This is a genomic window from Accumulibacter sp. (genome assembly GCF_036625275.1).
In the GTDB taxonomy this organism is placed as follows: Bacteria; Pseudomonadota; Gammaproteobacteria; order Burkholderiales; family Rhodocyclaceae; genus Accumulibacter.
The window spans coordinates 1-19297 of the sequence record NZ_JAZKUD010000076.1; the positions used below are offsets into that span (position 1 = coordinate 1).

Annotated in this window: 19 protein-coding genes and 1 pseudogene; 13 read left to right on the top strand and 7 right to left on the bottom strand. The window is 63.1% G+C overall.

Features of this window, described 5'->3' with window-relative positions:
* Positions 1–134: 134 nt before the first annotated feature.
* The 9 genes from V5B39_RS17535 to V5B39_RS17575 all read left to right on the top strand — a co-directional run bounded on the left by V5B39_RS17535 (position 135) and on the right by V5B39_RS17575 (position 5570).
* Entirely contained in the window at positions 135–413 is a 279-nt protein-coding gene (locus V5B39_RS17535) for a TIGR02450 family Trp-rich protein (RefSeq protein ID WP_332344157.1), read from the top strand.
* Positions 414–471: 58 nt separating this feature from the next.
* Entirely contained in the window at positions 472–1464 is a 993-nt protein-coding gene (locus tag V5B39_RS17540; protein WP_332344158.1) for an NAD(P)/FAD-dependent oxidoreductase, read from the top strand.
* A gap of 97 nt (positions 1465–1561) precedes the next feature.
* A complete protein-coding gene (locus tag V5B39_RS17545; RefSeq protein ID WP_332344159.1) occupies positions 1562–3100 on the top strand; it encodes a cryptochrome/photolyase family protein in 1539 nt (512 codons plus the stop codon).
* 49 nt (positions 3101–3149) lie between these two features.
* A complete protein-coding gene (locus V5B39_RS17550) occupies positions 3150–3332 on the top strand; it encodes a hypothetical protein (protein WP_332344160.1) in 183 nt (60 codons plus the stop codon).
* A 127-nt stretch (positions 3333–3459) separates the two neighbouring features.
* Positions 3460–3765, top strand: coding sequence for a GIY-YIG nuclease family protein (locus V5B39_RS17555; protein WP_332344161.1), 306 nt, complete (start codon positions 3460–3462; stop codon positions 3763–3765).
* A gap of 592 nt (positions 3766–4357) precedes the next feature.
* The gene (locus tag V5B39_RS17560) at positions 4358–4480 is read left to right on the top strand and encodes a hypothetical protein (protein WP_332344162.1); all 123 of its coding nucleotides are present in this window, start codon (positions 4358–4360) and stop codon (positions 4478–4480) included.
* Between the two features lie 111 nt (positions 4481–4591).
* Complete coding sequence (locus V5B39_RS17565) at positions 4592–4822, top strand: antitoxin (RefSeq protein ID WP_332344163.1); 231 nt, start codon at positions 4592–4594, stop codon at positions 4820–4822.
* The gene (gene vapC, locus V5B39_RS17570) at positions 4822–5241 is read left to right on the top strand and encodes a type II toxin-antitoxin system tRNA(fMet)-specific endonuclease VapC (RefSeq protein WP_332344164.1); all 420 of its coding nucleotides are present in this window, start codon (positions 4822–4824) and stop codon (positions 5239–5241) included. Before V5B39_RS17565 ends, vapC begins: the two co-directional genes overlap by 1 nt.
* Positions 5242–5258: 17 nt before the next feature.
* Positions 5259–5570, top strand: coding sequence for a hypothetical protein (locus V5B39_RS17575; RefSeq protein WP_332344165.1), 312 nt, complete (start codon positions 5259–5261; stop codon positions 5568–5570).
* On the opposite strand, the gene V5B39_RS17580 is transcribed toward V5B39_RS17575, so the two are convergent.
* Positions 5515–6204 (bottom strand): hypothetical protein, encoded by a 690-nt coding sequence (locus tag V5B39_RS17580; RefSeq protein ID WP_332344166.1) that lies wholly within the window; start codon positions 6202–6204, stop codon positions 5515–5517. The two genes, V5B39_RS17575 and V5B39_RS17580, sit on opposite strands and share 56 nt — an antisense overlap.
* A gap of 521 nt (positions 6205–6725) precedes the next feature.
* On the opposite strand from V5B39_RS17580, the gene V5B39_RS17585 reads away from it, so the two are divergent.
* Positions 6726–6923 carry a hypothetical protein gene (locus V5B39_RS17585; protein WP_332344167.1) on the top strand — a complete coding sequence of 66 codons (198 nt, stop codon included), beginning with the start codon at positions 6726–6728 and terminating at the stop codon, positions 6921–6923.
* Positions 6924–7081: 158 nt separating this feature from the next.
* Positions 7082–9277 (top strand): catalase/peroxidase HPI, encoded by a 2196-nt coding sequence (katG, locus tag V5B39_RS17590; RefSeq protein WP_332344168.1) that lies wholly within the window; start codon positions 7082–7084, stop codon positions 9275–9277.
* Positions 9278–9678: 401 nt separating this feature from the next.
* On the opposite strand, the gene V5B39_RS17595 is transcribed toward katG, so the two are convergent.
* From V5B39_RS17595 to V5B39_RS17615, 5 genes are all read right to left on the bottom strand, one after another.
* Positions 9679–9966, bottom strand: a complete 288-nt coding sequence (locus tag V5B39_RS17595; RefSeq protein ID WP_332344175.1) for a hypothetical protein — start codon at positions 9964–9966, stop codon at positions 9679–9681.
* 104 nt (positions 9967–10070) lie between these two features.
* Positions 10071–12128 (bottom strand): dockerin type I domain-containing protein, encoded by a 2058-nt coding sequence (locus tag V5B39_RS17600; protein ID WP_332344169.1) that lies wholly within the window; start codon positions 12126–12128, stop codon positions 10071–10073.
* 816 nt (positions 12129–12944) lie between these two features.
* A complete protein-coding gene (locus V5B39_RS17605; protein ID WP_332344170.1) occupies positions 12945–14456 on the bottom strand; it encodes a tripartite tricarboxylate transporter permease in 1512 nt (503 codons plus the stop codon).
* A 21-nt stretch (positions 14457–14477) separates the two neighbouring features.
* Positions 14478–14939 carry a tripartite tricarboxylate transporter TctB family protein gene (locus tag V5B39_RS17610; protein WP_332344171.1) on the bottom strand — a complete coding sequence of 154 codons (462 nt, stop codon included), beginning with the start codon at positions 14937–14939 and terminating at the stop codon, positions 14478–14480.
* A 61-nt stretch (positions 14940–15000) separates the two neighbouring features.
* Positions 15001–15939, bottom strand: coding sequence for a LysR family transcriptional regulator (locus V5B39_RS17615; RefSeq protein WP_332344172.1), 939 nt, complete (start codon positions 15937–15939; stop codon positions 15001–15003).
* A 111-nt stretch (positions 15940–16050) separates the two neighbouring features.
* Between V5B39_RS17615 and V5B39_RS17620 the strand changes: the two genes are divergently transcribed.
* The gene (locus tag V5B39_RS17620; RefSeq protein WP_332344174.1) at positions 16051–17010 is read left to right on the top strand and encodes a Bug family tripartite tricarboxylate transporter substrate binding protein; all 960 of its coding nucleotides are present in this window, start codon (positions 16051–16053) and stop codon (positions 17008–17010) included.
* Positions 17011–17148: 138 nt separating this feature from the next.
* The gene (locus V5B39_RS17625) at positions 17149–17901 is read left to right on the top strand and encodes a class I SAM-dependent methyltransferase (RefSeq protein ID WP_332344173.1); all 753 of its coding nucleotides are present in this window, start codon (positions 17149–17151) and stop codon (positions 17899–17901) included.
* Positions 17902–18836: 935 nt separating this feature from the next.
* On the opposite strand, the pseudogene V5B39_RS17630 reads toward V5B39_RS17625, so the two are convergent.
* A pseudogene (locus tag V5B39_RS17630) lies at positions 18837–19297 on the bottom strand (hypothetical protein); the annotation flags it as partial.

The window sequence follows — 19297 nt, forward strand, 5'->3', positions numbered from 1 at the left end:
CTTGTCCGCCACAACAAGCAGCAGATTGATTGACCGGAAGGGAATTTTGTGCTCGACACAAATCCAAAATTGCGTCACCAAAGCACCATTCCCCACTACAATGGCTGCACATCGCCGGTCTGTCTAGGACATATATGAACAAGACCGACATTGCACCCGGAACTGGAGTCAAGCCTTTCGGTTCACAGACTGCTCGCCGCCTGAACCCGAAGAAGCTGCTGCTCAGCAAGTGGACGGCGGTGACCCCGCACGACAAGGAGAAGCACTTCATCGTGACCGGGGTCATTGAGCCAGAGCCCCCGGCCACGCGAATCGAGCGCATCGAACTGGAAGCCGTGTACTCTCGCCGGGTCTTTTCGCTGTCCTGGCGTGATCTGACCGATCGCAAGCAGTGGGTGCAAGGGTGGCAATGACTTGCGCTGAGGAGAATCTGCGCGCAGGCTCGTCGCATCGATGACTAACAGGAGAATCATGACTCCAACTGCCCATCTGGCGCTGATCGGTGCCGGGATCTCTGGCCTGTCCTGCGGCACGCGACTGCAACAGGCCGGCATCGAAGTCAGTCTGTTCGACAAGAGTCGCAGCGCAGGCGGACGCATGAGCACGCGTCGAGGCGACGACTGGCAATGCGACCACGGTGCCCAGTATTTCACCGCGCGCCACCCCGATTTCCGTGCCGAAGTGGCGCGCTGGCAGCAGGCCGGGGTTGCCGCCTTGTGGGATCCCGGACTATGGCTGTTTGATGGCGATTCGTCGGCAGCACGCGAGTCGACGGTCGAGCGCTTTGTCGGCATGCCAGCCATGACGGCGCCTGCCAGTTATCTCGCCAGCACGTTGAGCGTGCAAGCATCAACGAGCATCCAGCAGCTCAGGCGCCAGACGCACGGCTGGCAGGTCTTTTCGGCTGAACACGGTTGGCTGGAGACGTGCTTCGCGGCCGTCCTGCTGGCCGTCCCGGCGCCGCAGGCGGCACCCTTGTTGCAGCAACCGGCCCCCGAGTTGGCGGCACTGGCCGGCAGCGCCGTCATGCGCGGCTGTTGGGCGCTGATGCTGCGCTTTGCCGCGCCGGTCGACCTGCCGTTCGATGCCGCCTTCGTCAATCAGGGCCCACTGCGCTGGATCGCCCGCAACAGCAGCAAGCCGGGCCGCAGCGGCGAGGAAACCTGGCTGCTGCACGCCTGCGCAGAATGGAGCGAGGCGCATCTGGAAGAAGATTCCACAAGCGTCGCCGCAGCCCTGCTGGACGCCTTTGGCCAACTGGGCGGTCCGGCCCCGCAAGACTGGACGGCGCACCGCTGGCGTTACGCGGACACCGAGCCGGCCCTCGCCGAGGGTTGCGCCTGGCGTCCAGAGATTGGCCTGGGGTTGTGCGGAGACTGGCTCAACGCTGGCAAAGTGGAGGGTGCCTGGCGCAGCGGACGGATGCTGGCTGAAGAGGTATTGCGGTCGTTCGCGCGATGCTGACGGCCGGACCTGCTGCGGCGCGGCCCGGCCAGCAACCTTTCCCACCGAGGCGCAGCTTGCCGCAACGCCAGCGCAGCGGGCTTGGCCAGAAAACCGCATGAGTCCCGGCACAACCCTGCGGCTTATTCTCGGGGACCAGCTCAATCCACGGCATACCTGGTTCGAGCAGCCGCGCGACGACGTGCTGTACGTCTTCATGGAAATGCGCCAGGAAACCGACTACGTGCTGCATCACGCACAGAAGATCATCGCCATCTTTGCCGCGATGCGCGAGTTGGCGCGGCAGTTGCGCACGGCCGGACACTGCGTGCACTACCTGACGATCGACGATCCGGACAACCGGCAAGCGCTGCCGGACAACCTCGACGCGCTGATCGTTCGGTTAGGCGTTCGGGCCTTTGAATACCAGGCCCCCGACGAGTGGCGACTCGACGCGCAACTGGCCGACTATGCGCGGCGTCAATCGATCCCCTGCCGCATGGTGGACAGCGAGCATTTCTATACCCTGCGCGACGAGGCGGCGCGTCTGTTTTCGGGACGCAGGCAATGGCTGATGGAGCACTTCTACCGCCATATGCGGGTGCAGCATCGGGTGCTGATCAATGACGCTGGCCAACCTGTCGGCGGCCTATGGAACTTCGACCACGACAACCGCAAGTCCTGGCCAGGGCTACCGTGCGAACCCGCCGACTTTCGGGCTTCGCACGACCATTCAATTCTCTGGCAGACGATCGTCGCCGCGGGCGTCAACAGCTTCGGCGACGCCCACGCGGCACAGCTCGCCTGGCCGCTCAATCGCGCCGAAGCCTTGCAGCAGCTCGACGCCTTCGTCGAGAAGGCCCTGCCGCACTTCGGCGACTTTCAGGACGCGATGAGCCATCGCGCCTGGCGCATGTTTCACTCGCTCCTGTCTTTTGCGCTCAACACCAAGCTGCTCGACCCGCGCGAGGTCGTTGCCAGGGCCGACGCCGCCTGGCGCGCGGGATCGGTCTCCCTGGCCACTGCGGAGGGCTTCATCCGGCAGGTCATCGGCTGGCGCGAGTACATTCGCGGCTTCTACTGGGCGCACATGCCGGCGTATGTCGAGCAGAACGTGTTCGGCCACACCCGGTCGCTGCCGGGATGGTTCTGGAACGGTCAGACCAGGATGCGCTGTCTTGCCCACGCCATCGGCCAGTCCCTCGAACAGGCCTACGCCCACCACATCCAGCGACTGATGGTGATCGGCAACTTTGCACTGCTGGCCGGACTGGACCCAGTTGCGGTGCATCGCTGGTATCTCGGCGTCTATGTCGACGCGTTCGAATGGGTCGAACTCCCCAACACCCTCGGCATGAGCCAGTTCGCCGATGGCGGACTCCTGGCCACCAAACCTTACGTATCCAGCGCCGCCTACATCGATCGCATGAGTGACTACTGCAAGGGCTGTCATTACGACAAGAAGCTGCGCACCGGCGAGCGAGCCTGCCCCTACAATTCGCTCTACTGGGATTTTTTTGCGCGCAACGCCGGAAAACTCTCGACCAACCCGCGCCTCGCCCTGGTCTATCGGCAGTTGTCGAAAATGGACGAGGAGACCCGGCGTTCCTTGCAGGAGCAGGCAGACGAGCTACGCAACTCGCTCGATCGCCTGTGAGCGGCTTGTCCGGATGGTCGGCTAGCCTGGCAAGGAGATCGCTCAACGGTTGGCTCGGCCGGGCACCGTGATTCCCGCGCGGCCGGCCTTCATCGGCCTGGAAACCATCGGGGCCAATCCGGTGCGGGACCGCATCACCAGGATCGGTGTACTGGAAGCCGAGGGTGACCGGATCTCGACCTGGAGCACCCTGGTCAACCCACAGCGGCCGATCCCTGAATTCATCCTTTGACGACCGGCGACCGCCACGGCGCCCTGGCCGACGCCCACCTGCTTTGGCAGTTCTGGTGTCTGTTGAAACGCGATCGCGGCGAAGAGCCTCTGCCGAGGCCATCCGTCAGCAGAACAAGTTCCCCAGCTTGCCGCCTCACCTCGATCCTGCCCTGCTCGACGACCTGCCCGAATCCGCCGGGGTGTGCCTGTTCTACGGCGACAACGACGCGCTCCTGTACGTGGGGAAAAGCGTCAACCTGGGTCAGCGCATACGGGCTCACTTCGCGTCCGACCTGCGTGAGTACAAGGAGGTGCGCCGCATTCACTGGCATGAGACGGTCGGAGAACTCGGCGCCCTGCTGCTGGAATCGCGACTGGTCAAGGAATGCCAACCGATTCACAATCGTCGCTTGCGCCGAATTTCGGACCTGTGCACCTGGCAGTTGGTGTAAGTCGCCCCGGGCCATTTCGGCCCCCGGCTGGTCAGCGGCCAGGCTGCCGATTTCGTCCACTCGGAAGACCTTTTTGGCCTCTTTGCCAACCGGCGGGAAGCCATCGAAACCCTGCGCAAGGTGGCTGCAGCGCATGAACTGTGTCCGATAATCCTCGGATTGGAAAAGCCCGTCCGGCCCCGACGCTCCTGCTTCGCTCACCAGGTCAGGCAATGCCGGGGCGCCTGCGTGGGCAAGGAAACCCTTGGCGTGCACAGCGCTCGCATGCTGTCGGCGTTGATGAAGCTGAAGCTCACCGCCTGGCCCTACCCCGGAGCGATCGGCGTCGTCGAGCGGGACGAGTTGCGGGAAGTGGAGGAAGTCCACGTCGTGAACGGCTGGCGGCACCTGGGGCGCGCGCAGCGAGGCCGAGATCCAGGAAATCCTGCAGGGTCAGTCGGGTCAGGGGCGGTTCCACCGGGACACCTACAGACTGCTCGCCGCGCATCTGGGAAAAGGGCGAGTACGGGTGCGCTTGTTGTCCGGGCGGTAACGGCTCGCCAACGGTGCGAGATCCCTGTCTTGTGGTCATATCTTGATTGAAGTGCCTGGCATGAATCTTCCCCGCAGGCCATGGCTGGTCCTCTACTCGTTGCTTGCCGCTGTACCGGTCGCTGCCGCGGCCTCGCTCGGTTCGTCGGCACCGCCCGCCACCTGTGCCGCCCCCGGCGGCTGATGACAACCTCAATGCCCTGGCCGTCCATGCCGCCAGATGAACTCTACTCCACCACTTGATGCCCTGGGCCGCATTGTATACACTTCACGTATACACAACCAAGGAATGCCCATGACCTTCGCTCGCGTCTTTCAGTCCGGCAATAGCCAGGCCGTTCGTCTCCCCAAGGAATTCCGTCTGAACGTCGAACAGGTGGAGATTTTCCGGCGCGGCGATGAAATCGTTTTGCGCGAAGCGCCGGTTGATGCCGCCGGCGTCTTCGATGCGCTGGTGAGCCTGACCGCCGACTTCATGGCCGATGGCCGCGACGATGCCCCGCCGCAGGAGCGGGAAGCCCTCTGATGAGTGCCCGTTATCTGCTGGACACCAACATCTGCATCTATATTGCCAAGCACAACCCGCCCGCCGTCCGCGAACGTTTTTCCCGGCATACCACCCGCGAGCTCGCGATGTCGGTAATCACGCTGGGCGAACTGCGCTTCGGCGCCGAGAAGAGCCAGTCCCGCGAACGGTCGCTGGCCGGCGTCGCCCGACTGGAACAACTGATCCCGGTGCATGCCCTGCCCGAAGCCGCCGGAGAACACTACGGGCAGATTCGTGCCGGCCTGAATAGTCTCGGGCAACCGATCGGCAACAACGACCTGTGGCTCGCCGCCCACGCCCGTGCCGAAGGGTGGATCCTGGTGACCAACAACGAGCGGGAGTTCATCCGGGTGCCGGGTTTGCAGGTGGAAAACTGGGTGAGCAGCGTGGGCCTCTGACCCACGGACTCGATGCGGTGCCGGCAATCGCCCGATCGCTGGGCATGCGGGTGGTGCTGGGGGAGTGGATCGATGGCGACGCGGCCAGGAACGCGGCGCAGCCGCAGCGGGCACTGGCGCTCGCCGGCGACTACGCCGACGTGACCGACCTGCTGGTCATCGGCAACGAGGTGCTGCTGCGCGGCGAGCAGACGCCGGCTGCGCTGGCCTCGCTGCTCGCGCGGGCAAAGCGCACGTCCAGCGTACCGATCGCCTATGCCGACGTGCGACCGTTCAGTCGGGGCGCACTTTGCGCGTCAGTGCAACCATCAATTCGGTGGCCGCAGTAACCACCGGCCCTCCCATCGGATCGTTCTGGAGATCAGCCATCGGGCCTTGCCCGAAGTAGAGCCCGTCGCTGACCAGGAAAGTGAGCCGCATGGCCCCGCTCGGCGGCGGTGCGAGTCGCGGCTTCTCCCAGGGACCAAGTTTGTCCACCGCCACCTGAGAGGCACGGAACAGCTGCCTGATCTTGCTATCCACGTCTGGCGCCGTGGCCTCCCAGACGACCATCTTTCCGGATTGATTGATGTATCGAGCGCGGCCGTCCTGGTATGCAGCCAGCGTGTCGAGCCCGCCGTCGAGCCCCACTTCGACGATCACGCCCAGCAGTTCTTTCCGTTGAGTCGGCACGGACAGTTTTCGAAGGGCGTTGCTGGCGAGAATGCGAAGGCGGGCTTCCTCTGTCGCATTCGCTGCCAGCGCCTGGAGCCCTTCCCGATCTGCTGGTTGGGCGAAGAGAGTTTTCCAGGGCCCTTCGACGGCTCCCTGGTGACTGGCCTTGAAAAGCGCCAGGTCGTCGCAGAAAAGCAGGTTGTAGATCGTGTTAGTCGACGAATCGCGATACGGCGTGTAAGCGGTCGTTGGCGCAGCCACTCCCGCCGCGACGCCGAGGCCGACGAGCGTGGCAAGTTTCTTCAGCATGCAACCTCTCCTTTCCAAAGGGCAATTGCTTCGACTTCTGCATCGGCTCGTATTCCCGTGCCGAAATCACCCAAGGCGCGGCCAAAGGCCGAAACCGCGCTGCCCCTGACATGGACAAGGATAGGAAATCCAACCGCGCCACGGTGAGTATATGAGCACCCACCAAACGGCGTCAATTCTCCAGGCTTGTTCCACGAGCCCCTGAAAGGTCCTCTGAATTCCGCCCGCTCAACGCCTGCACACTCCCCAACACCTACCAGGCAACGCGGCATTCGAATTCGTATTCAGACGCCGACCGAGCCAGGGGCCGTCCTCGCCGAGGGTGGCGCCCTGCATCTCCCAGAGCGGGGGCGCACGGCCTCTCATCAGTCGTAACGGTGAGGTCGGTTCGCCCAGATGGGTCAGGATTTCGCACACGGCACCGGCGTCGGTGAGGAAGGCGATGATCCGCATCTCGCCGCCGCAGCGTGCACAGACCAGTGGAGAGACCTCATGGATTCGCGCGAGCAGCGGGCAAAGCCATGCGCGAGAATCCCGCATTCGAGATGGCGGCGGAACTCGCGTTCGACATGGGCTGGACCGGAAGCGCCCTGGCGGCAGTCGCAGGAGAGTTCGAGCCAGGTGGCGAGGTGCGTCTGCACGGTGCAATGGAACACGGTACGGTCGAGCGCCGCCTTCGGGTAATAGCCATTCACAATCGAGGCTATACCCACAATTGATTGGACCAATCTGCCAGACGCTCCTAGACTTGGCTCGTCTGAAGTGCATACGGCTCATTCTTCAAGTGATCTCACTCGCACATCTGCGTCGATCGATCAGTGCCCAAACTCCAGACTGGATCGGCTAGTCAAAATCAAGCAGCCAAAGGAGAGAAACCATGTCAACAGAAACAAAGTGCCCGTTCTCGGGCGGCGCTGGCAGCCACACGCTGTCCGGAGCCGCGACGAACGCAGGCTGGTGGCCCAAGCAACTGAACCTGAAGATGCTGCACCAGCAGTCCGCAAAGTCCAACCCCATGGGCGAGGTGTTCAATTACGCCGAGGAGTTCAAGACTCTCGACCTCGACGCCGTGGTCAAGGACCTGCATGCCTTGATGACCGACTCGCAGGACTGGTGGCCGGCGGATTACGGCCATTACGGGCCGTTCTTCGTGCGCATGACCTGGCATGCCGCGGGGACCTACCGCATTGCCGATGGTCGCGGCGGCGCCGGCACCGGCGCGCAACGTTACGCGCCCCTCAACAGCTGGCCGGACAACGGCAACCTCGACAAGGCGCGCCGCCTGCTCTGGCCGATCAAGCAGAAGTATGGCCGCAAGCTTTCCTGGGCCGACCTGATCGTCCTCACCGGCAACGTCGCGATGGAATCGATGGGCTTCAGGACCTTCGGTTTCGGCGGCGGCCGCCCGGATATCTGGGAGCCTGAGGATGAAATCTACTGGGGTCCGGAAACCACCTGGCTGGGCGACGAGCGTTACAAGGGCGAGCGTGAGCTTGACAATCCGCTTGGCGCCGTCCAGATGGGCCTGATCTACGTGAATCCCGAAGGCCCGAACGGCAATCCGGATCCACTCGGCTCGGCGCGCGACATCCGGGAGACCTTTGCCCGCATGGCGATGGACGACTACGAGACCGTCGCGCTCACTGCGGGCGGTCACACCTTTGGCAAGGCCCATGGCGCCGGCGACACTGCCCACGTCGGTCGCGAACCCGAAGGCGCAGGCATCGAGGAGCAGGGCCTGGGCTGGATAAGCAGCTTCCGCTCAGGCAAGGGCGCGGACGCGATCACCAGCGGGATCGAAGGCGCCTGGACCCCCAACCCGATCCAGTGGGACAACGGCTACTTCGAAACCCTGTTCGGCTACGAATGGGAGCTGACCAGGAGCCCGGCCGGCGCCCACCAGTGGAAGCCCAAGGACCCCTCTGCGGCGAGCACCGTGCCGGATGCCCATGATCCGGGCAAATGCCACGCCCCGATGATGACCACCGCCGACATGGCCATGCGCATTGATCCGGCCTACGAGAAGATCTCGCGCCGCTTCATGGAGAACCCGCAGGAGTTCGCCGATGCCTTCGCCCGCGCCTGGTTCAAGCTCACCCACCGCGACATGGGCCCGCGCGCCCGCTATCTCGGCAAGCTGGTGCCGAAAGAAGCATTGATCTGGCAGGACCCGATTCCCGCCGTCGACCATGCGCTGGTTGATGAGCAGGACATCTCGGTCCTGAAGGCCGCGATACTCGCCAGTGGTCTGTCGATTTCCCAACTGGTCACCACCGCCTGGGCGGCGGCGGCGAGCTTCCGCGGCAGCGACAAGCGCGGCGGCGCCAACGGCGCGCGTATCCGCCTGGCGCCGCAGAAGGACTGGGAGGTCAACCAGCCGGCCGAGCTGGCGAAGGTACTGCCATCGCTGGAGGCCATCCAGAAGGCGTTCAACGGCGCGCAGTCCGGTGGCAAGAAGGTGTCGCTGGCCGACCTGATCGTGCTGGGTGGCTGCGCAGCCGTCGAGGCCGCTGCGAAGAAGGCTGGCCACGATGTGCAGGTTCCCTTCTCGCCGGGACGCATGGACGCATCGCAGGAGCAGACCGATGCCGGCTCGTTCGCCGCCTTGGAGCCGATCGCAGACGGGTTCCGCAACTACGTCCGCAAGGAACACGAGGAATCGGCGGCCGAACTGCTGGTGGATCGCGCCAATCTGCTGACGCTGACCGCTCCGGAAATGACGGTTCTGGTCGGTGGCCTGCGCGCCCTGGGCGCAAACTTCGGGCAGTCCGGACATGGTGTTTTCACCCGGCGACCCGAAACCCTGAGCAACGACTTCTTCGTGAATCTCCTCGACATGAAGACGAAGTGGCAGAAATCCGCCACCTCTGAAGGCGTGCTGGAGGGGCGTGATCGGGCGACGGGTGAACTCAGGTGGACGGGCACCATCGTTGATCTCGTCTTCGGTTCGAACTCCCAGCTCAGGGCCCTCTCAGAAGTCTACGCGTGCAGCGACTCGCAGGAGGCGTTCGTGCGTGACTTTGTCGCGGCGTGGCACAAGGTGATGAATCTTGATCGCTTTGACCTGGCGTGATCTCAGGGATAGGCCTCAAAAAGCCTGTCCCGTGCAGCCGCAACCTGGCATCGGCTTATCCCCGCCCCGGTAGTGGCTGCACATTGGCGCTTACGACCCGCCCCGATCAGACGACAGGCTGACCGAATTCGTGTTCAGCGTACTCAGGCGCCGATGGCGCCTGTGGGTCGTCTTCGCCGAGGGTCGCGTCGATCATGTCCCATAGCAGCGGCGAGTGGGCGGGCATCAGACGTGGCGGCGCTGTCGACTCGCTCAGCGGAGGAAGTGTCGTCTTCTTGCCAAGCGAAAACCCACGGGGTTATCAGGCCCGGTCATCCGATGTTCGCGAGGGCCAAGGACCGGAACGGGCCGCCCGCCGCCCGTCACGCCGCCAGGAAACTGCCGCTGACCTGACTGTCCTCTCAAGACGGAGTTCCGCAGGCAGTAGCCGGCCAGAAGCGGCCGGTGAGGTGATCGAGAATTTCGTCGTTTTGGCGACTGCTGTTCTGCCGAAACCGGACCGGTGCCCGCAGTGGTGTGCTGAATGCCAGTACGCCGCAGTAACGATGCCGATACCGGCGCGGCGGCAGAATCAACGCCGCCAAATGGACCAGTTCGAGCGGGGTGAGCAGCAAGTTGACGCTGCCACCGGGACCCGGCTTGCCCCCTCCATAAACCAAGTGTTCTGCGTCGATTTCACGCAAACGCATAGCGCGAGGGCGCAGGGTGATAGCAGCAACCGCTCAATGATCCGCTGCTTGAAAATGTTGGCCAGGCCAACCCTGCTATCCCTGGCCGGGTCGGGATGCATGGTTTATTGAGTTGCGCAATTGGCCCGCGTGCACTTCGGGATGCAGAACTTGACGTCGGCAGGGTTGATCTTGCCGTCGCCATTGGCGTCCCGCCGGTCACCGGGTAGTGGTGTCTTTCCGCGCACACGGCTGATCGCCGATAGATCGAGTTGGTCCACGTCGCCGTCCCGGTCGACGTCACAGACATTGGCCTCAACTCTCAGGTCTGAGAGTATCGGGCTGGGTGTTTCTACACAGCCTGCGTCGGCAACACCCTTCAGACTGGCTTTTACTTCGATGTAACGCCCGGTCAGGTTGAATGGAAGGCCACTCGTCACGGTAATGAAGCTCTGGCCCGACAGCGCAGCCTGAGTGTCGGCGGCGCGTGCTGCGACCGTGATGCTTGCGCCAAGGGGCACGAAGGCCTGCGGTTCGCTATTCCATGTGATCGTGCCCCAAGGCGTGCCAAGGGCCAGGCCATCATGCACCACCTGCCAGAAGCCCTGGGTCGGGTTGCCGATGGCAATCTGGCCGGTCATGTCACTGTAGTTGTAGGGGAAAGCGCCGGGCCCCAGATCGACGGTGAGGTCGACAGCCCCGACCCGGAGGCTCGCTCCACCGATGGGTCCGAGATCAGGGTCAATGCGCATGACGTTATGCGTGTAGTAATTGGTGACCCAGATCTTGCCGTTGGTATCGACCGCGACTCCGGTCGGGCCTTCCCCGACGATGTTGGGTGTGACGGTGCTATCGACCAAGGTAACGTTGCCGACGAAGGTGCCGGTCAAGATGCCACTGGTCTTGAGATGTCCGACGGTGGTAGCCGGAACGATACCCGGGAAATTCGGTGTACCTGTCAGCGGCCCAACCGCTGAATGCGCCACCCAGGCGTTGCCGTTGCCGTCCACGACCACCCCCTGAGCAAACGGTCTGCCGTGTGGCCAGTAGTTCAGGACGTTACCGTACCGGTCCATTTCCACGACCTCGCCCGTATACAAAGTTGGGTCAAAGTTTGGATCGTTTGGATTTACACCCACCAACGCTGGATCGATATTGGTGGTATGCCAGACATGACAGCTCTTGGGATCCAGCGCGAGGCCGTAATTTCCGTGGCTGATGTCCAGACACGCATCGGCGGGCATTGGTGGGGGAGACTCGTTGGGATCGAAACGGAGCAGATTGTTCCCGAATCTGGCCGACCACAGCACGCCGAACTTGTCCATGAAGCCACCGTAGCCACCACAACCCAGGTTGAACTGGGTGCCGGCCATCGGCTGACCGCTGACACCGTCAAGTTTTTCATGTGCGTTGTTGTCACCGCCTACCCATACGTCGTTATTGCTATCAACCGCTACCGTGCGGGTGTGGGTACCGGTGACACGGGTGTAATTGATGATGCATTCGTCGTCCGCGGTGGTTACGCCGCCGTGAGTGTCAGCCCCGCCGCCGCCACCGGTCCAGGGGAGGATATCGGTGAGGCCGCTGGAGGTCTTGATCCTACCGTCGTTGTCGCGATCCACACAGGTGTTGTATTTGATGGGCGCTGCAGGACTGTCTTTGAGAAAGGCGCCGGTGGTAGCGGGGTTTCCGTTTCCATCGACGCGTTCGCCGCCAATGATCAGGCCCACGCGCGTGACCGAACCTCTTGTTTGATTGCTGCCGGGTGGTGACTCACCGGCCTCGGCCCGATTGGTGACCCAGGCGTTGCCAAGCTGATCCACCGTGGTGCGCGAGGGATCGCGCCCATTGCCTGCGGGTGCAGTGAGATATTCGCCCAGGATAGCGCCGGTGTTCACGTCAATCCGGACCAGGGTGCCGCGTGCGGACACGGCGACATATACGAATGGAAACGGCGTGATGGTCTGGTTGAATTGCACCTGATGCATCGTGGGGACGATCGCAGTGGTATTCAGGAACGTCCCTTCGGCGAAATCAACGGTGAAGGTATAGAGCGCGTTGGTCCCGGTCAGATGACCTGCGATGCCGACCGGCGCAAACCCGAATGACGCAACAACTGACACTGCAAAAAGCTTGGGCAACGCGTACCGTCTTGTGCGGGGGCTACGGCCAAGATGTTTCATGGCTTCTCCTTACAGTTGATTGTTCGTCTTACGGCTTGAACCGACACAGAGAACGGCAGACTTGCATAAGGATAGAAAATCCAACGGTACCCACGAGAGCATATGAGCCTTCATAAGGCAGCCTCAAAACAACATTTAGACCTGAGAGCCAATGAAAAGTTGTCCGAATCCCGCTTCGCCCAGGGTGACGCCCTGCATCTCCCAGAGCGGAAGTGCATGGGCGGGCATCAGGCGTGGCGGCGAGTTTGGTTCGCTGAGATGGGGATGATCGTTTACTTGTCGAGCGAACGTCCGCAGACGTGATCAGGACCGGTCCTCCGATGTTCCCGAGAGCCAATGACCAAGTTGGGTCGTTTGCCGTCAGCCAACCACGAAAATTCAGTGGCCGCTTGTGTTGCTGGAGCGGCCAGCTCGATGGGAAACCGCCGAGGCTAAGCATCAACGCCCGGATCAGACTGGAAGCAGTCGTTCAGATTTCGTAGGCCACCGGCTGCCATCGACCCGTAGGTGGCGTTCGTGAATTCCGAGGTCCTATGGCAGCTAAGCGGCGTGTTGCGGTCCCCCTTACCAGCAGAGTCGCTGACCCTGGTTCGGCCGAGCCGGCAGTTCCCTGAAGCAGGCGCTCGGCGGTGGCTGATTCTCATTGTGTCGGCGTGCCACGGACCCACCATGACCATGAAATCTCTGCGATATCGGGACTGAAGTTCTGGGCGAGGAGGCGTGACGACCGGTCCCGCAACACCGCGCACGCAGCTCAAGAAACACAAGGCCCCGCTTGGCCGGGCTTTGTGCTTCCTGGAGCTTGGCCTCGTCGGGTCAGTCCGATTCCTGGAACGTCGCCTGGCGTTTGGACTTGATCGCCGGCAACGTCGCGATGCCCAACAACGCCAGAGCCGCAAGCAGCAGGCCGAGCGAGAGCGGGCTTGTGACGAACGTGGTCGGGTCGCCGCGCGACAGCAGCATCGCCCGCCGCAGGTTCTCCTCGATCATCGGGCCGAGGATGAAGCCCAGGATCAGCGGTGCGGGCTCGCAGCGCAGCTTGTAGAACAGATAACCCAGCGCGCCGAAAAAGACGGTCACCAACACGTCGAAGGTTGCGTTATTGATCGAGTACACGCCGATACAGCAGAACGCCAGGATTGCCGGATACAGCATCCGGTACGGCACCTTCAGAAGCTGGATCCACAGCCCGATCAGCGGTAGGTTAAGGATCACCAGCATCAGGTTGCCGATCCACATCGACGCAATCAGGCCCCAGAAGAGCGTCGGATTGCTCGTCATCACCTGCGGGCCGGGCTGGATGTTGTGAATCGTCATCGCGCCGATCATCAACGCCATCACTGCGTTGGGCGGTATGCCGAGCGTCAGCATCGGGATGAACGAGGTCTGTGCGCCCGCGTTGTTGGCCGACTCCGGGCCGGCGACGCCGCGGATGTTGCCCTTGCCGAATGGCGGATCGGCATTCGGACCCGCGAGTTTCTTTTCGACCGCGTACGCCGCAAAGGCCGCGAGCAGCGCGCCGCCGCCAGGCAGTATGCCGAGAATCGAACCGAGGAGCGTGCCGCGCGCGACCGCCGGTGCCGCCTCCTTCATCTCCTTGACGTTTGGCATGACCGAGCCGACGTTGTTGGTCAACACCTCGCGCTGGCCTTTCTTCTCCACATTGGCGATGATCTCGGCAAAACCGAACACGCCCATCGCCACCGCGACGAAGCCGATTCCGTCGGCCAGCTCTGGAATGCTGAAGGTGAAGCGTGACACGCCCGAGTTCACGTCGGTGCCGACCAATCCGAGCAGCAGCCCGAGCACGATCATCCCGATCGCCTTGACCAGCGAACCCGACGCGAGTACGACGGCGCCGATCAGGCCCAGCAGCATCAGCGAGACGTATTCGGCAGGACCGAACTTGAACGCGAGTTCGGTCAACGGCGGGGCAAACGCCGCGACCAGAACCGTTGCGAAGGTTCCGGCAATGAATGAGCCGATGGCCGCTGTGCCGAGCGCCGCCCCCGCGCGACCCTGGCGCGCCATCTGGTAGCCGTCGAGACAGGTCACGACGGAAGACGATTCACCGGGCAGATTGACCAGAATCGCCGTCGTCGAGCCACCGTACTGCGCACCGTAGTAGATGCCGGACAGCATGATCAGCGCCGAGGTCGGTTCCAACGCGTAGGTCGCCGGCAGCAGCATCGCCAGGGTGGCGACCGGTCCGACGCCGGGCAGCACTCCGATCAGTGTGCCGATCAGGCAGCCGGCAAAAGCATAAAGGAGGTTCTGCAGCGTCAGCGCAGTGCCGAAGCCGATCGCGAGGTTGTCCAACAGTTCCATAGCCGTCTCCGCTGAGTCCGTCTAGTTCCTGAGGAACGCCGGCAGTACCGGGATCGTGAGCTTTAGCCCCAGGATGAAGACGAGGTACGTGATCACGGCCATCACGATCGACAGGATGATCGCTTCCTTCCAGCGGAACTCGTGGCTCGCGAAGCTGGAGATCACGATCAGTGCGAGCATGGACACCAGCAGGCCCGCCCAGCGCAGTATCGCTGCATAGATGACCGCCGCACCGAGCACCCATGCCAGCTCGGCGAAATGAAACCTCTCGAGCTTACCGCCTTCTCCCGCGCGCCCGAGTCCGGCCAAGGCCACCAGCACGCCGACAAGCGCCAGCAGCCCGCCCAGCACGGTCGGGAAATACGCCGGCCCCATGACCTGTGCGGTACCAAAGTTATAGCGGGTCGCGAACGCCCCGAAAAACAGCCCGAACGCGATGAACATCACACCCGACCAGAAGTCGGTTTCGTTTCTGATTTTCACTTTCATCTCCTCGCGGTTGCTGCGCGTTTGGCAAGCCTGTTGAGACGTCTTCGTGGTCAGTCTATGGTTCGGACGGTCGGGAAATGGGGAACACTTCGCGCACGTACTCCGAGAGCATATCGCAAAAGGCCGTTGCGTAGGACGGCAGGGAGCGTCGCTTGTCCCAGAAGACGGCCAAGTGCTCGCGCAACGGTTTGCCCCCGTAGGTGATCCGGACGATGCGCAACGGATACCGATCGATGCGTACTGCAGCGGGAACGATGGCTACACCGTGCCCGCTCTCAGCCATTGCCAGCAGCGTATGCGGTGTTCGGCTCTCGAAAACGATATTGGCCTCGATGCCTGCCAGACGGCAGGTGGCGTCGAAGGTGCGGCGGGATACGAAGCTGGTATCCAGCACAAGGAGCGGCTGGGCGGCGAGGCGGGCGATCTCGATCGCTCCACTCTCTCCGAGCTTCAGCGGCGCATGGGACGCGGCAAGCAGGTCTACCGCCTCTAGCGGGTGGCTCGCAAAGCGCGGATCGTCGGGCTGAACCACGCGAAGCAGATTCTGGCCAAGGTGAATCTCGCCGCGCTCGAGCATTCCAAGGGTGTCGGACCACGCAATTGCCTCGATCACCTTTACCTGCACGTTGGGGTAACGCTGCGTGTATCGGTCCAGGAACCCGGAAAGGGTGCCTTCGATGAACTGAGGGGAGGCCGCTACCTTCAGTATGCCCGCGTCGCCGCGCCGAAGCTGTTGCGCGCGCTCGCCGATCGAGCTGGCGCAGTTCAACAAACCGCGGCAGTCGCCAAGCAACTGCTCGCCCTCGCCAGTCAGCACGAGACGGCGTCCTACACGATCGAAGAGTTTGAGACCGAGTTCCTCCTCAAGATCGCGGATCTGCCGGGACAGGGCAGGCTGGGCAATGTGCAGACGTGCCGCCGCCTTGGAGACGGTGCCCAGTTCTACAACGGTGACGAAGGTTCGCGCGTGCCGAAGATCCATACCAGTGGTCATGCCTGATCGGCATAAACGACAAGAGGAATTCTATATTGGACTGCTAAACAGCATTGCGCCATAGTTGATGTGCGAATTGCGTTCCTCTGGAAGGAGAAAGCCGTGAAATCGATGCTCTTGATGCGCGTACTCGCGCTCGGCCTGACCGTCGCGACATTCGCCGCCGAAGCACAGACCTGGCCGTCGAAACCGCTGAGGGCGATCGTGCCAATCGCGCCCGGCAGCATGGCCGACATTGCCGCGCGTGTCGTGTTCGAACAGGTGTCGACACAACTCGGGCAGCCCGTCATCGTCGAGAACCGTCCCGGCGCAGGGCAAACAATCGGTGCAAGCGTCGTTGCCAAGTCGGAACCCGATGGCTACACCCTGCTGGTCAACTCGTCCGCACACGCCATAGCGCCGTCGCTTCATCTGAACCTGAACTACCACCCGGCGCGGGACTTCGCGGCAGTCATCCCGCTCGGCATCCTGCCCAATGTCCTGGTCGTCCCGCCAGCCAAAGGATGGAAGACAGTGGGCGAACTCGTCGCCGCAGCCAAGGCGACGCCTGGCGCGATGAATTACGCCTCAGCCGGCGTCGGGACTGCGACTCATCTCAGCGCGGAGCGCTTCCGGTCGAGCGCGGGAATCGAGGCCGTGCATGTTCCGCTCAAGGGCGGGTCAGAAGTCCTCACCGAGGTGATGACCGGACGGGTCGATTTCTTCTTTGGGCCCGTCGGCGTCGTGGCGCCTCGGGTCCGGGAAGGCAAGCTCACTGCGCTTGTGGTGAATGGCGCCCAACGCTCTTCCTTGCTGCCGGACGTGCCTACTACACTGGAGGTTGGCCTCGCCAATGCCGAGTATCCGCTCTGGTTGGGCGTGTTTCTACCAGCGAAGACGCCGCGCGGTATCGTCGAGAAGCTTCACCGCGAGACGCTCAAAGCGCTGCAAGAGCCCAAGGTGAAGAACAGGCTGGCGACACTGGGCATCGATCCGATGGTCATGACCCCGACCGAGTTCGACAAGCATATCGAGAAGGAGATTGCCGTCAACGCAGCGCTTGTCAATGCGATTGGCTTGAAGCCGCAGTGACAGACAACCTAGCTTGAGGCTGACCGCTCGGTTAGCGGCCAAACCCGATGGGATCTGTCGCCCGATGGATATAACGCAGAACACATGGCGATTTCATCAACATTCGTTGCCTCGGACGGGGACGGTTACGAGGTCCAGATGGGCCGATGGAGCCGTCGTCTCGCGCCCCTGTTCATTGACTTCGCGGGGATTGCGGCAGCGGAGCGCGTCCTGGATGTCGGGTGCGGCACGGGCAATCTGAGTTTCAGCATTGCCCGGAACCCAGCCGTCGGCAGCGTGCGCGGCATTGATTTTTCGGCCGCTTACGTCGAGCACGCCAAGCGACGGAATCGCGATGCGCGCGTCGACTTCGAAGTGGGAGACGCTTGTGCTCTGCCATTTGCGGACGCCTCGTTTGACCACACCCTCTCGCTGCTGGTCCTCCAATTCGTGCCGCAGGCCGATCTCGCAGTGCGCGAGATGCGGCGTGTCACGCGTCCGGGCGGAACTGTCGCCGCCGCGACGTGGGACACACGCGGAGGACTCGTCTGCGTTCGTCTGATCTTCGATACGGCAGCCATGCTCGATGGGCACGGAAATGAGCACAGAGCGAGAGCCTACACCAAGCCCATGAGTCGCCCCGGAGACCTGGCGCGCGCGTGGCGCGAGGCCGGTCTGGTTGGTGTCGTGGACGGCATGCTGACCATCCGCATGGATTTCGCATCCTTTGCCGACTTCTGGGCACCCACAGAAGGCAAGGATGGACCGATCGCAGACTACGTCGGCACCCTTGGCATGCAAGCGCGGGAAAAGCTTCGAGACATGGTCAAGCTGGCGTATCTGGATGGAGAGGTTGATGGCCCACGGTCCTACGCCGCAACGGCCTGGGTCGTGAAAGGCAAAGTGCCATAGTCGCTGGAGCCCCTGTGGCGTCGGCCGGCACCGAACCTGTTCGGCGTCAGATCCCCATCGTAGTGTTGGCAGGGTCGACCTGCCGCCAACCTCGGAGAAGCCCCCTCACGACAGCCAGCATTCCGCGATTGTTCCGAATGGCTGGTTTGGGCCGAGATGCTGGCAGTCGCAGCGATGTGCGAGCGTCCGCAGTGGATGGGCATTGCTGACGCTCGTCGCCCCAACTTGAGGGGCTGGCCGATGGTCCGCTTGCGGCCGGTTGCCGACGGACCCCTTCCCGCACACACTGGCCGTTCATCCTTCAAAGCTGCCCGTCAGGCAAGAATAGCACTGCTGAGTATTGAACGGCAGCTTCCGTGCGCGGCGGTTGCGATGAATGGCCGCTTTCACGAGCCCCGACCGTCTGCTCTGGGTCGACAGCGGGAGTAGCGCTTGTCGGTCAGTAGCCGCTCGCGTTCATCTGCCCGGATCCTTCGCCGAACGTGCTCGGATGGCAACACTGGGGAGCGCTGCTGCCACTCAATCAGCTCGCCTCGCATGACCATCAAGGCAGAAGAGGGGACAATCCACCATGGGGCCGAGCAACCGGCAGCTGGTGAGTGACCTGCCGTTCGCATCACTCGATTTTTGGCTGCGACCCCGTCCGCAGTTCGAGTGAGGTCGCACGCAAGGCGCGGCCGGGGGGCCTTGACCAGGTCGTGGCGGATGCGGTGGGTGCCATCCTCGCAGACGAGCCCTTCGGCCCGCAGGCTCCCGACGTCGAACGATTTCATGCCGCGACCGGCCTGGATGCGGTCGCCATCGCCGATATTCAGGCGGTGGAGCAACAGCGAATTCTGCGCGTCTGCTTCCGTCGCGACCTGATCAGCATGAGCACGACGAGGAGATGGGCGGCTGAGAGTTCGGCGGCAGCAGCGAAGCCACCGACCGCTGCATCATCGCCGCTGGTCGGCACGCGACAGCCAGGCACAGACGAGTGCTGCGGCATAGGGCAGCGCCTGCATGCCCAGGGCGACCTGCAGCCATACCGCCGGCACCGAACCCGCTGCCGCGGTGTGCACCCCGATGGCGGCGATACACGCCAGCAGGCCGGTAAGCAGCGCGGCCTCCTCTCGCACCGAGGCAAGGGAGCCGGGTCGCCGGCCCGGTCGAGCATCCCGCGCGCAATCGACCGGCCCCTTGCTAGTCACGTGGAAAACCGCCCGTCGCCCGGCCAGGCCGGCGATGACGCCGCGGGCAATACTGTGCGACAGAGCCATGCCGGCCAGTGCGGCACCAGCGATATCGGCCACTCGGCAGGGCACCCGGCGGCTGTAGAGCAGCGGCATCAGCAGCAGCCGCAGCCCGATGAAAGCCACCAGCGGCGCGACAAAAAGCGGCGTCGGCAGGCCGAAGA